This is a genomic window from Nocardiopsis halotolerans DSM 44410 (assembly GCF_000341065.1).
Taxonomy (GTDB): Bacteria; Actinomycetota; Actinomycetes; order Streptosporangiales; family Streptosporangiaceae; genus Nocardiopsis; species Nocardiopsis halotolerans.
This window is the reverse complement of record NZ_ANAX01000004.1, coordinates 1-12,399: the sequence shown is the minus strand read 5'-3', so window position 1 is coordinate 12,399 and position 12,399 is coordinate 1. Positions and strand designations below refer to the sequence as shown.

Annotated in this window: 13 protein-coding genes and 1 pseudogene; 12 read left to right on the top strand and 2 right to left on the bottom strand. The window is 72.5% G+C overall.

All coding sequences use genetic code 11. From position 1 onward, the window contains the following. Positions 1–561 (top strand): cation:proton antiporter domain-containing protein (locus D455_RS28745; protein WP_017568748.1); only part of this gene is annotated, 561 nt, incomplete at its 5' end. Here the strand turns inward: D455_RS28745 and D455_RS28740 are convergent. Next, positions 497–1,231 carry a TioE family transcriptional regulator gene (locus tag D455_RS28740; RefSeq protein ID WP_017568747.1) on the bottom strand — a complete coding sequence of 245 codons (735 nt, stop codon included), beginning with the start codon at positions 1,229–1,231 and terminating at the stop codon, positions 497–499. The two genes, D455_RS28745 and D455_RS28740, sit on opposite strands and share 65 nt — an antisense overlap. A gap of 90 nt (positions 1,232–1,321) precedes the next feature. Here D455_RS28740 and D455_RS0100210 point away from each other — a divergent pair, with 90 nt between their 5' ends. Continuing rightward, the gene (locus tag D455_RS0100210) at positions 1,322–2,497 is read left to right on the top strand and encodes an erythromycin esterase family protein (protein WP_040684190.1); all 1,176 of its coding nucleotides are present in this window, start codon (positions 1,322–1,324) and stop codon (positions 2,495–2,497) included. A gap of 241 nt (positions 2,498–2,738) precedes the next feature. Here D455_RS0100210 and D455_RS0100205 read toward each other — a convergent pair whose 3' ends face one another. Next, positions 2,739–3,731: a LacI family DNA-binding transcriptional regulator gene (locus tag D455_RS0100205; protein ID WP_083922081.1), complete on the bottom strand. Its 993-nt coding sequence runs from the start codon at positions 3,729–3,731 to the stop codon at positions 2,739–2,741. A 205-nt stretch (positions 3,732–3,936) separates the two neighbouring features. Here D455_RS0100205 and D455_RS0100200 point away from each other — a divergent pair, with 205 nt between their 5' ends. The 10 genes and pseudogenes from D455_RS0100200 to D455_RS28735 all read left to right on the top strand — a co-directional run. After that, complete coding sequence (locus D455_RS0100200) at positions 3,937–5,220, top strand: ABC transporter substrate-binding protein (protein WP_017568744.1); 1,284 nt, start codon at positions 3,937–3,939, stop codon at positions 5,218–5,220. Beyond that, the gene (locus D455_RS0100195; protein WP_017568743.1) at positions 5,217–6,239 is read left to right on the top strand and encodes a carbohydrate ABC transporter permease; all 1,023 of its coding nucleotides are present in this window, start codon (positions 5,217–5,219) and stop codon (positions 6,237–6,239) included. Before D455_RS0100200 ends, D455_RS0100195 begins: the two co-directional genes overlap by 4 nt. Beyond that, entirely contained in the window at positions 6,236–7,135 is a 900-nt protein-coding gene (locus tag D455_RS0100190; RefSeq protein ID WP_017568742.1) for a carbohydrate ABC transporter permease, read from the top strand. Before D455_RS0100195 ends, D455_RS0100190 begins: the two co-directional genes overlap by 4 nt. Before the next feature lie 159 nt (positions 7,136–7,294). Beyond that, positions 7,295–7,924: a GTP cyclohydrolase II gene (gene ribA, locus D455_RS0100185; RefSeq protein WP_017568741.1), complete on the top strand. Its 630-nt coding sequence runs from the start codon at positions 7,295–7,297 to the stop codon at positions 7,922–7,924. Positions 7,925–8,003: 79 nt separating this feature from the next. Then, positions 8,004–8,759 (top strand): CDP-alcohol phosphatidyltransferase family protein, encoded by a 756-nt coding sequence (locus D455_RS0100180; RefSeq protein WP_017568740.1) that lies wholly within the window; start codon positions 8,004–8,006, stop codon positions 8,757–8,759. Further along, the gene (locus D455_RS0100175; RefSeq protein WP_017568739.1) at positions 8,756–9,736 is read left to right on the top strand and encodes a zinc-dependent alcohol dehydrogenase; all 981 of its coding nucleotides are present in this window, start codon (positions 8,756–8,758) and stop codon (positions 9,734–9,736) included. The genes D455_RS0100180 and D455_RS0100175 overlap by 4 nt, the downstream gene beginning before the upstream one ends. Positions 9,737–9,770: 34 nt before the next feature. After that, positions 9,771–10,154: a 6-pyruvoyl trahydropterin synthase family protein gene (locus D455_RS0100170; RefSeq protein WP_017568738.1), complete on the top strand. Its 384-nt coding sequence runs from the start codon at positions 9,771–9,773 to the stop codon at positions 10,152–10,154. A 148-nt stretch (positions 10,155–10,302) separates the two neighbouring features. Continuing rightward, positions 10,303–11,376: a glycosyltransferase family 4 protein gene (locus D455_RS0100165; protein ID WP_017568737.1), complete on the top strand. Its 1,074-nt coding sequence runs from the start codon at positions 10,303–10,305 to the stop codon at positions 11,374–11,376. Continuing rightward, entirely contained in the window at positions 11,373–12,188 is an 816-nt protein-coding gene (locus tag D455_RS0100160; protein WP_017568736.1) for a class I SAM-dependent methyltransferase, read from the top strand. The genes D455_RS0100165 and D455_RS0100160 overlap by 4 nt, the downstream gene beginning before the upstream one ends. A gap of 5 nt (positions 12,189–12,193) precedes the next feature. After that, positions 12,194–12,399: pseudogene (locus D455_RS28735) on the top strand (hypothetical protein); the annotation flags it as partial.

Sequence of the window (12,399 nt, the reverse complement as noted above, 5' to 3'; positions counted from 1 at the left end):
CGACGGGAACTGGAGGATGGCCCCTCCCTCGTCTTCACGCTGCTGCTCGCCGTCACCGTGCTCGGGGTGGCGCGACTGGCCGGGACGGGCGGGGTCCTCGCCGTGTTCGTCGCGGGTCTGGCCTACAACCGGACGGTGAACAAGGGGGAGCGCGGCCCGCAGGAGAACATCGACGAGGCGGTCAACCGCTACCTGGCCCTGCCCGTGTTCGTCCTGCTGGGCGCTGCTCTGCCGTGGGAGGAGTGGATCGCCTTCGGGCCGGCGGCACTGGTCTTCGTGCTCGCCGTCCTGCTGTTGCGCCGCCCGCCGCTGCTGATGCTCTTCGCGCGGCCCCTGGGCTTGGGACCACGCGGGGCCGCCTTCGCCGGGTGGTTCGGTCCGATGGGTGTCAGCGCGCTCTTCTACGCGACGCACTCCCTCCACGAGGGCGTACACGATCCGCGCGTGTTCGCCGCCGTCAGCCTGGCCGTCGCGGCCAGTGTGGTCGCGCACGGCATCACCTCGTCGCCCTTCCGTCAGCTGTACGCCCGTCACGGTCGAGCAGACGCAGATAACGGCTGAGGTGGGTGGCCGAGTCGAGCATGGCCAGACCCTGCGCGGTGAGTCTTCGCCGCCAGTCCTCCAGGGCACGGGAGAGCCTGTCGGTGTCGCCTGCCGTGCGGATCTGCCGGACCACGGTGGCGATGTGCTCCAGTGGGTAGCCCCCGCGTCGGAGGAGGTGGGCGAACTCGGCGTCGCGGACGTCGTCGGCGTGGAAGACGCGGTATCCGGTGGCCGGGTCCCGGGCGGGGACGAGGATTCCGGCCTCCTCCCAGTTGCGCAGGGTCGCCGGGGTGACGCGGAGCCGGTGTGCGAGTCCGCCGATGGTCAGGGGTTCGGGGTCCCCGGACTCGTCCGGGGTGGTGGCCTCCGCCATCAGGTGGTCCACCGCCCCGCGCACCGCGTCGAGGGTCTCCCGGTCACGGAGCACCTGGCCGTGGCCGCGGTCGATGGTCGTCAGGGCGCCGTCGAGGTCGCCGCCGTGGAGCGCGGTCATGATCTGACCACTGACCGCGTGACCGTACGCCCCGACGAGGGAGAGGTAGGCGCGTAGAGCCGCCGCGTGCGCCTCGGTGTAGACCCGGTAGCCGCTGGGGGTGCGCTCCGCGGGCGGGAGGAATCCCTTCCGTTCGTAGTTGCGGACCGCCTGGGTCGACAGGCCGTGCTCGCGGGCGAGGTCGGATGGTCGCATGGTTGTCCCCGGTTTGAGGCTTGGGCGCGTGAAAGGCCGGTGGGAGCTACAGAAGTCTCAACCGGTCTTTCAAGGATACGATAAAGACCCATGACTCAGGAGATTCGAGACTTCGTGACCCCGTCATGTGGACTGCTGGCCTTCGGTGAGCCGACGCACCAGGAACCGGCCTTCGGGTGGGTCCGCAACGACCTGTTCGCCCGGTTGGTCGACCGCGGCTTCCGGTCGATCGCGCTGGAGACCGACCGCGTGGCCGCGCTGGTCGTGGACGACTTCGTCCGGAAGGGGGTGGGGACCCTCGACGCGGTGATGCGCGAGGGCTTCTCGCACGGCTTCGGGGAGCTGGCGCCCAACAGGCGGCTGGTCGCCTGGATGCGCGAACACAACGAGGGCCGTCCGGAGGAGGAACGGGTGGCCTTCCACGGCGTCGACATCCAGGCGGAGAACACCAGCGCGCACAGTCCGCGGTCCTACTTGGAACACGCCCGCGACTACCTGGGGCTCGACCTCGACATCGCGGGCCTCGTCGGCGACGACGAGCGGTGGAGCCGTACGGAGGCGATCCTCGACGCGGCCGTGTCGCCCGGTGACACGGCCGAGGCCGAGGACCTGTGGTTGATCGCCGACGACATGCTCAACGCGCTCCACGAGCGGGAGCCGGAACTGGTCGCGGCGACGTCGCGTGAGGCGTGGCTTCGGGCCAGGACGCACCTCACCGCAGGTCTGGGCCTGCTGCGGTACCACAGGCAGTCGTCGCTGCGCCTGGAACTGAACGCACGGATCGCCGGTCTGGCCGCCGTCCGGGACGCGATCATGGCCCAGAACCTCCTCGACGTCCGGGAGGTCGAGGCCCGGCGGGGGCCGACGCTGGCCTTCGCGCACAACCTCCACCTGCGGCGGTCCCCGGGCAGCATGCGTATGGCGGACACGGACCTCCACTGGCGCGGCGCGGGCACCACCGTGGGAACCCTGTTGGGCGAGCGGTACGTCTTCGTCGCCGGCAGTCTGGGCCGCAGCGAGGCCATCGGGCTCGACGGCCCCGAGGCGGACACCTACGAGGGCTCCCTCCAGGGCCGGTTCTCCGGCTGGGGGTTGACGGCGGCCACCGAGGTCGCCCCCGCCCGTGTCCGGACCGACACCACCCCGCGGCAGGGTTACTTCCCGATCGACCAGGCGCTGCTCGACGACGCCGAGGCGGTCCTGCACATCAGCGACGGGGCGACCGTCGGTCCCTCACGGGACGGGGGCCGGTCCACCCGTTCCTAGGTGACCGTTCCGACGGCCCGTCCGACGTGCCCCGCGATGACGCGGTGGGGCCTGCGTGCCGCGGGGGGCGCCCACGTCGTACCCGTGGCCCCGGTCGTGGACCCCGTGGAGCGCGACGAGGAAACCGAGGCGTTCGGCGTACCGGAACCCTCGTTCCGGAGGATGTCCCGTTCGGCGACGACCACGGCGGGCGCGATGCCGGTGAGGCCGGCCTGGCCCCGCCCCGGGGAGTGGGCGGGCCTCAGCGTTCGGCGGGCGGGGAGCTGCTGCGCCTGACCACCAGGTCCGTGGCCAGGTCCAGGCGCAGGTTGGCGGGGGTACCGCCGCGCGCCAGGGTGAGCGCCATCCGCGTCGCCTCCTCGGCCATCTCGGTGAGCGGCTGGCGCACGGTGGTCAGCGGCGGACCCATCCAGCGGGCCACCGGCAGGTCGTCGTAGCCGACCACGCTCAGGTCCTCGGGGATGCGCACGCCCAGCTCCCGGGCGGCCTCGTACAGACCCATGGCCTGGAGGTCGTTGCCCGCGAAGACGGCCGTGGGCGGATCCTCCAGCTGGAGCAGCTCCCGGCCCCGGTCGCGCCCACTCTCGACGTGGAAGTCGCCGTAACGTATCAGTTCGGGATCGGTTTCCAGCCCGGCGGAGTCCAGCGCGGAGGCGTAGCCGTCGATGCGCGCCTTGCTGCACAGCACGTGCCTGGGGCCGCCGATCACCCCGATACGCCGGTGTCCGAGTTCGATCAGGTGGCGGGTGGCGACCAGGCCGCCGTTCCAGTTGGCCGAACCCACCGAGGGCATGTTGGGCCCCGGATCGCCCGCGGGATCGACCACGACGAAGGGGATGCCTCGCGCGGTCAGGCGCGTGCGCTGTTCGGGCGCGAGGTCGGAGAAGACCAGGATCGCGGCGGTGGACTGGCGTGCGAGCACGGCGTCGACCCAGTCGTCGCGGGGGGTCTGGGCGCCGCCGGACTCGGTCAGCACGACGCTGAGGCCCTCGGCGCGCGCCACGCTCTCCACACCGCGGATAACCTCGACCGCCCATGCGCTGTCGAGTTCGTGGAAGACCAGGTCGACCATGGAGGAGCGGCCTCCGCCGGGGCCCCGGCGGCGCCGGTAGCCATGGCGGCGGATCAGTTCCTCCACGCGTGCACGGGTCTCGCTGGCCACGTCGGCGCGTCCGTTGAGCACCTTCGAGACCGTCGGCACCGATACGCCTGCGGCTTCCGCAATTTTCGAGATGGTGACCGGCTCCGAGAGGGTCGTCCGCGCGGAGTCGGGGGTCGGGTCTGCACTCACGAGGCCTGATCCTACGCGGTCGTGGCAAGTCGGCGCGGGCCCAGGTGGCTGAGCTCTCACTTCCCTATTGACGCTCGGGGTGACGCCGCGTACATTCGGGCGCAAATATTTCGAAATACTTACCGATAGTTTCGAAAGAGGAGTGGCTATGAGAACCCCCCGCCTGGGCTCCGCCGCCGGAGCGACGGCGCTCTGCCTGCTCGCCGTCACCGCCTGTTCCGGCGGCGGCGAAGGTGAAGCCGGCGACATGGACGTGTGGATGTACCAGGACACGCTGGTCGTGGTGCAGGAGGGCGCGGTCCAGAGGTTCAACGAGAACTCCGAGACCACCGCCGTCATCAGCGAGGTCCCCGGCGACAACTACGAGGAGCGCCTGCGCACAGCGATGGGCTCCAGCGAGCGGCCCGACGTGTTCTTCAACTGGGGCGGCGGCAGCATCGAGCCCTACGTCGAGCAGGAGATGCTCCTTCCCCTGGACGACATGCTGGCGGAGAACCCCGAGTTCGCCGACTCCTTCATCCCCTCCATCCTCGAGGCGGGACAGGTGAACGGCGAGCAGTACGGCATTCCGCTGCGCGGCACGCAGCCGGTCATCCTCTTCTACAACGAGACGGTGTTCGAGGAGGTCGGCGTCGAGCCCCCCGAGACCTGGGCCGACATCATGGACCTCGTCGAGGCCTTCCAGGAGGAGGACGTCATCCCCTTCGCCCTGGCCGGTGCCGACCCCTGGACCGAGCAGATGTGGCTCCAGTACCTCGTGGACCGCATCGGCGGACCGGAGGTGTTCGCCAGCATCGTGGAGTCGGGCGGCACCGAGGGCTGGGACGACCCCGCGGTCCTGGAGGCCGCCCGGATGGTCCAGGAACTGGTGGACAGCGGCGCGTTCGGCGACGCCTACGCCTCGGTGAGCTACACCGAGGGCGCGGCCTCCACCCTGCTGTCCGAGGGCCGGGCCGCCATGCACCTGATGGGTTCGTGGGAGTACTCCACCATCCTGGACCAGGACGAGGAGTTCGCGACGAACAACCTGGGGTACGTGGAGTTCCCGCCTATCGAGGGCGGCGAGGGCGACCCGAACAACGTGGTCGGCAACCCGACCAACTTCTTCTCGATCACCGCCGAGAGCGAGCACGTGGACGCGGCGACGCGGTTCCTGACCGAGCAGATGGCGTCGGAGGAGTACGTGGCCGACATGGTGGAGAACGGCGAGGTGCCCACCACCACCGACGCCGAGGAGGCCGTGGCCAACAGCCCCAGCCCCGACTTCGCCACCTTCCAGTACGAGATGGTGCGCGACGCGCCGCACTTCCAGCTCTCCTGGGACCAGGCGCTGCCGCCGAACGTGGCCACCCCGATGGTCACCGAGATCGAGTCGCTGTTCAACGGCCAGAGCACGCCCGAGCAGTTCGTCGACGCACTGGCGGCCCTGTGACCGGCCGCACCAGCAGCCAGGCGACCGGTGACACCATGACCGGCACCCCGGCGGCCGAAGGTTCCGGGGCGGGCGTCCGCCCGCCCCGGGCCTCCCGGTCCGGTGGTTCGCGCGGCGGCTCCGCCGCGCGGGCCTCCGCCCCCCGCACAGGGCGGCCGGGACCGTTGTGGGCGGTCCCCGGGCTGCTGTACTTCGGATTCTTCGCGGCCCTGCCGCTGGTTATGGTGGCCTACCTGTCCCTGACCGAATGGGGTGCGCTGGGCTCGCCCCAGTTCATCGGTCTGGACAACTGGTCGAACCTGGTGGTTGATCCCCTGATGCACCAGGCCGTGTTCCTGAGCCTGATGCTGACCCTGCTCTCCTGGATCTTCCAGACCCCCATCAGCATGCTGCTGGGCGTCTGGGCTGCCGGTCAGCAGCGCAACCGCGCGGTGCTCTCGGCGATCTTCTTCCTGCCGCTGCTGCTCTCCTCGGCGGCGATCGCCATCATCTGGCGGGCCCTGTTGGACCCCAACTTCGGCCCGCTGGCCTGGCTGGGTCCGCGCCTGGGCCTGGACTCGGTGAACGTGCTGGGCGGCCAGACGAGCGCGTTCCTGGTGATCGTCTTCGTCAGCGCCTGGCAGTTCATCCCGCTGCACATGCTGCTCTACCAGGGCGGCGCACGGCAGATCCCGAAGACGCTGTACCAGGCCGCGGAGATCGACGGGGCGGGGAAGCTCCGGGCCTTCTGGCACATCACGCTGCCGCAGCTGCGGCACACCATCACCACGTCGTCGGTGCTGATGGTGGTGGGCTCGCTGACCTACTTCGACACCGTGCTCATCATGACCGCTGGCGGGCCCGGGACCAGCACCACCATCGTCCCGTACCTGATGTACCAGGCCGGTTTCGGGCGCTGGGAGCTGGGCTACGCCAGCGCGGTCGCGTTCACGCTGGTGCTGGTGGCGACCGCGACCTCCCTGCTGATGGTCCGCTTCACCGGCTTCGCCAACATGCGCAGCACCCGGGAGGGAATGTGAGCATCCGTCTGGCCGAGAGGCCCGCCTCCCGGCAGCCTTCCGACAACCAGGGCCTCGCCGCGAGGTGGCGGCGGCCCGGCCGCCAGCGCCCCAACCTCCTGGGAGGCCTGGGCGCGCTGGTGTGGCTGGCGATCGTGGGCGTGCCGCTGTACGCGCTGCTCGTGGCCACGGTGCAGCGCTCGGAGAACTACACCGCCGAGGGGCCGCTCACCCCGCCCTCGGATCCGACCCTGGACAACTACGCCAGGGCGATCGAGAACGGGGTGCTGCAGTTCGTACTCAACACCGCGATCGTCACCGTCGCGGTGGTGGCGATCGTGCTGGTGCTCGCCTCCATGACCGGGTTCGCCGTGGTGCGCTCACGCACGCGGTGGACCTCGGGGGTGTTCCGGATGTTCCTGCTGGGGCTGGCGATCCCGTCCCAGGCGGTGATCATCCCGGTCTACCTGATCATCATCGAGATGGACCTGTACGACACCCTGACCGCCATCGTGCTGCCCACGGCGGCGTTCGCTCTGCCGGTGTGCGTGCTGATCCTGGTGGGATCGATGCGTGACATCTCCGAGGAGCTGTACGAGGCCATGGCCCTGGACGGCGCGGGCTCGGTGCGCACCTTCCTCCAGCTGGTGGTACCCCTGTCCAAGTCCGGGCTGAGCACCATCGGCGTGTACGCCGCGCTCCAGGCCTGGAACGGGTTCCTGTTCCCGCTGATCCTCACCCAGTCACCGGAGACCCGGCTGATCACCATGGGTCTGTTCGAGTTCCAGGGAGAGTACCGCGTGGACGTGCCCGGCCTGCTGGCCGCGGTGGTGCTGGCGACCATCCCGCTCTTCCTCGTGTACCTGTTCGCGCGCCGTTCGCTGGTGCGCGGCATGATGGGGGTCGGCGGCAAGTAGCCGCCCGGTTCACTCCACTCCCACCCGGCGGCGACGGCCACGCGCGAGGCCCCGCCGACCCCGCCCCCACCCCGGTGCCCGCTCTCCGTCTGGGTCTCACCCCCGAGGGCGGGCACCGGGCGCGTGTGGCCGCCGCCACACGGTGGTACGAGGGGGAGTATGAGCGAACAGAGCATGGACCCGGCCCACGTCGCGGAGTCGGAGCTGTCCACCCGACGGGGCGTGTTCCGTGCGGTGGCCTTCCTCGACCCGGTGGACGGCCAGGAGCACGTGGCCCTGGCGTTCGGTGAGGTCGCCGGTGCCGAGGAGGTCCTGGTCCGCGCGCACTCCGAGTGCCTGACCGGAGACGTGTTCGGGGCGCTGCGCTGCGAGTGCGGCGACCAGCTGGAGGCCGCCCTGGACGCGATCGTGCGCGAGGGGAGGGGCGTGCTGGCCTATCTGCGCGGACACGAGGGCCGGGGCATCGGGCTGGTGGCCAAGGTGCGCACCCTGGCCCTCCAGGACCGTCTCGGTCTGGACACCGTGGACTCGGCGACCGAACTGGGGCTGCCGGTGGACGCGCGCGACTACGGCCCCACGGCCCGGGCGCTGCACCATCTGGGGGTGCGGTCCGTGCGTCTGATGTCGAACAACCCCGACAAGGTGCGGGCCCTGGAGGAGTACGGGGTGAAGGTGGCCGAGCGGGTCCCCCTGCTCATGCCCGCCCGCGCGGAGAACGTGGCGTACCTGACCGCCAAACGCGACCGGCTGGGTCACGATCTGCCGCACCTGGACGGACCACGTGGGTGATGTCCTCCGCGAGGAGGGCGGAGACGGTCGTGCGCTCCCGTTCCACCGCCGGCCCCCTCGTGCGGAGGAGCGTCACCGGGTGCCCTCGGGCGGTCCCGCCGACGGGGACACGGGCGCGGGCGGGAGCGCGCTGACCCGGCTCCGCGTGGACGACCGGTGGGCCCTGGCGACCGCCGCGTGCGCGCAGGCGGGGGCGTTGGCGGCGCTCCTGGCGACCGTGGACCTGGGCCCGGCGGGTTGGACGGCCGGGAGCGCGTACCTGGTGGTGGGTACCGGGGTGCTGGTGTGGGCGGTGCGCCGCGCGGGCGGTGACGTGCTGGGCCCCGCCGACCTGGTGACGCTGGGGCGGACGGTGCTCATCGGCGCGGTGACGGCGATGGTGGCCGACGGCGGGCACGTGTGGCCGGTGACGGTGCTGGCGTCGCTGGCGCTGGCGCTGGACCTGGTGGACGGGCCGGTGGCCCGCCGGACCGGGACCGCGTCCGCGTTCGGCGCCCGGTTCGACATGGAGGCCGACGCGTTCCTGATCCTGGTGCTGAGCGTGTGGGCGGCCCCCGTCGTGGGTCCGTGGGTGGTGGCGATCGGCGCGACGCGGTACGTGTTCGCGCTCGCCGGTCGGATGGCGCCGTGGTTGCGGGGGCCGCTGCCGCCGAGCCGGGCGCGCAAGGTCGTGGCCGCCGTGCAGGGGGTGGCCCTGGTGGTGGCGGGGGCGCCGGTGCTCCCCTGGTGGGGCGCGGCGGCCGTGGCGGGCGGGGCGCTGGCCGCCCTGGTGTGGTCCTTCGGCCGCGACGTGGCGGGGCTGTGGCGCGACAGGGACGAACGAGGAGGAGCATGAGCCGTACGGCACGGGCGTTCTGGGTGAGGTCCCCGGGTGAGGGCGAGATCCGCGAGAGCACGCTGCCCGATCCCGGCCCGGACGAGGTCCTGGTGCGGGCCCTGTACTCGGGGGTCAGCCGCGCCACCGAGGCCCTGGTCTTTCGCGGGGGTGTGCCGCCGAGCCAGCGCCAGCTCATGCGGGCCCCCTTCCAGGCCGGGGAGTTCGACTCCGCGTTCTCCTACGGCTACCTCAACGTCGGAACCGTCGAGGAGGGGCCGCCCGGCCTGGTGGGGCGCACGGTGTTCGCCCTGTACCCGCACCACACGCGGTTCGTGCTCCCGGCCGACGCGGTGCGGTTGGTCCCCGAGGGCGTTCCCGCGGGGCGCGCGGTCCTGGCGGGAACGGTGGAGACGGCGGTGAACGCGCTGTGGGACGCCCCGCCGAGGCTGGGTGACCGGCTGACGGTGGTCGGCGCCGGGATGGTGGGCTGCTGTGTGGCGCGTCTGGCGGCCGGGGTGCCGGGTACGCGGGTGCAGTTGGTGGACGTGGACCCCGCGCGGGCCCGGGTGGCCGAGCGGCTGGGGGTGGGGTTCGCCCTTCCCGGGGACGCCGACGGCGGACGCGACCGGGTGTTCCACACCAGCGCCACCCAGGCGGGGCTGGAACGGTCGCTGGAACTGGTGGCGGCCGAGGGCGAGGTGGTCGAGCTGAGCTGGTACGGGGACCGGAGGGTCAGCGTGCCGCTGGGCGAGTACTTCCATTCGAGGCGCCTGACCGTGCGCTCCAGCCAGGTCGGCGGGATACCGCCCGCGGTCGGGAACCGGCGCGGTTACGGCGACCGGCTCGACCTGGCGTTGGAGCTGCTCGCCGATCCGGCCTTCGACGCGCTCGTCACCGGGGAGAGCCCCTTCGAGGACCTGCCGTCGGTGATGCCGCGCCTGGCAGACGGCAGTCTGCCCGCGCTGTGCCACCGGATCGTCTATCCGCGCCCCTGACCGCCGATCACCACGAACGACAAGGAGCACATCCGTGTACAGCGTCACCGTCCGCGACCACATGATGGTCGCCCACAGCTTCCGGGGCGAGGTGTTCGGTCCCGCCCAGCGGTTGCACGGGGCCACGTTCGTCGTGGACGCCACCTTCCGCCGCCGCGCCCTGGACGAGGACGACGTCGTGGTGGACATCGGCCTGGCCACGCGGGAGCTCAGGGCCGTGCTCGCCGAGCTGGACTACCGCAACCTGGACGAACTCCCGGAGTTCGCGGGTGTGAACACGAGCACCGAGTTCCTGGCCGGGGTGATCGCCGACCGCCTGGTGGAACGGCTCGACGCGCGGGCGCGCGGGATCGACGGGGTGGCGGTGACCCTGCACGAGTCGCACCTGGCCCAGGCCAGCTACGAGCGCGAGTTGTGACCGCCTCGCCCTGGTCCGCACGGGTTCGTCCGGAGCCGCGGATCCCCGGGAAACAGGGTGTGAGCGCCCGGTTCCCGCCACGGCGCCGTCCCGTGCACGCCAACCCGCCCACGGGGACCGGACCGCGCCCGGAAGCCGGAAGGACCCGATGACCGTCCTCTTCGTCGTACCGCCGGACGCCGTGCCCAGCGGCGGCAACACCTACGACCGCCGTCTGTCCGAGGAGCTCGTCGCTCTGGGGGTGCCGGTGCGCCGGGCCGTCGTTCCCGGGGACTGGCCGCACCCGGACGCCGAGGCACTCGACGGACTGGCGCGCGTACTGGCGGACGCGCCCGACGGTGCGACGGCGGTCCTGGACGGGCTCGTGGCCTGCGGTGCCCCCGGGTCGGTGCTCCCCCACGCCTCCCGGCTGCGGCTGGTGGTGCTGGTGCACCTGATGCTGGCCGACGCGGGCGGCCTCTCCCCCGGGGCCGCCCGCGACCTGGACGCCCGGGAGCGCGCGGTGCTGCGCGCGGCCTCGGCCGTGGTGGCCACCAGTTCCTGGGCGGCGCGGCGGGTGACCGACCACCACGGGATCGACCCGGTCCACGCGGTCACGCCCGGGGTGGACCCGGCCCCGCCCGCGACCGGTGGTGACGGTTCCCGTCTGCTGTGCGTGGCCTCGGTGACCCCGCGCAAGGGACACGACCTGCTGCTGTCCGCGCTGGCACGGCTGCCCGAACCCGGGTGGGAGTGCGTGTGCGTCGGCCCGGTCGGGGACCTGTCGGCCAGTGGCGGCGCACCCGCCTCCCACGCCGGGCGGCTGCGCGCGATGTGCCGCGGCCTCGGTCTGGCGGACCGTGTGTCCTTCGTCGGGCCGTTGGAGGGCGCGGCACTGGCCGCCGCCTACGCCCGCGCCGACCTGCTGGTGCTGCCCTCGCGCTGGGAGACCTACGGCATGGTCGTGACCGAGGCGCTCGCGCGCGCGGTTCCGGTGGTGGCCGCGGACGTGGGCGGCGTGCCCGAGGCGTTGGGACGTGACGCCCGGGGGGACCGGCCCGGGCTGCTCGTCCCGTCGGGGGACGCCGATGCGCTGGCCGGTGCGCTGCGCCGCTGGTTCGGCGAACCGGGGCTGCGCGGGCGGTTGCGCGCTTCGGCCCGTTCGCGGCGGGAGGGCTTGGCAGGATGGGAGCGGGCGGCACGGGACCTGGTCGCCGTCCTGGATCGGGAGGAGCGGCGTTGAGTACCACCGGGGCCTCGGATTTCCTGCCGGAGTGGTTGGCGCTGCGGGAGGAGGCCGACGCCCGTGCGCGCTCCGGGGAGACACTCACGTTCCTGCGCGCACACCTCGAACACGATGGACGTGACGGGCGGGGGCGCGTGGTGGCCGACCTGGGGTGCGGGACGGGGTCGCTGGGGCGCTGGCTGGCGCCGCGCCTGCCCGGCCCGCAGCGGTGGATCCTGTTCGACCGCGACCCGGGACTGCTGGACCTGGCCCGGAGGTCGGTGCCCGCCGCCGGGGTGGAGACCAGGCGGATCGACCTGGGTTCGCTGCGAGCCGCCGACCTGGACGGGGTCGACCTGGTGGTGGCCTCGGCCCTGTTGGACGTGCTGACCCGGTCCGAGGTGGACACGCTCGTGGAGGCGGTCGCGGCGGTGGGGTGCCCGGCGCTGTTCACGCTGTCGGTGGCGGGGCGGGTGGAGCTCTCCCCCGCCCACCCTCTCGACCGGGCCTTCTCCGATGCCTTCAACGCCCACCAGCGCCGGGAGGGACGTCTGGGTCCGGACGCGCACGCGGCCACCGCGCGGTCGTTCGAACGCCTGGGGTACCCGGTGCGCGCGGGCTCCAGCCCGTGGCGGCTGGGTCCCGGGGACGCCGAGCTGACGCGGGCCTGGCTGCGCGGCTGGGTCGGCGCGGCCGTGGAGCAGGACCCCTCCCTGCCCGGCGAGGAGTACCTGAGGAAAAGGCTGGAGGTGTGCTCCCGGGGTGGGTTGGGGGTCGTGGTCCACCACACGGACCTGCTGGCGCGGCCCCTGCCTTCGGGGGACGGGTGACCGGCGTGGCCGCGGGGAACGGCGTCCCGGACCTCGAACGCCCGTACCGCCGATGGTCGGTGTGGGCGCGGGCCCTGGCCGGGTTCGCCGTCCTGGCGGGCGTCGTGTGGTGGTCGCCCCTGGAGTCCTTCACCGACGCGTTCGAGGCGGTCACCCTCCCGGGGGTCCTGGCGGCCCTGGGTGTCGGTGCGGTGACCACCGTGCTCTCGGC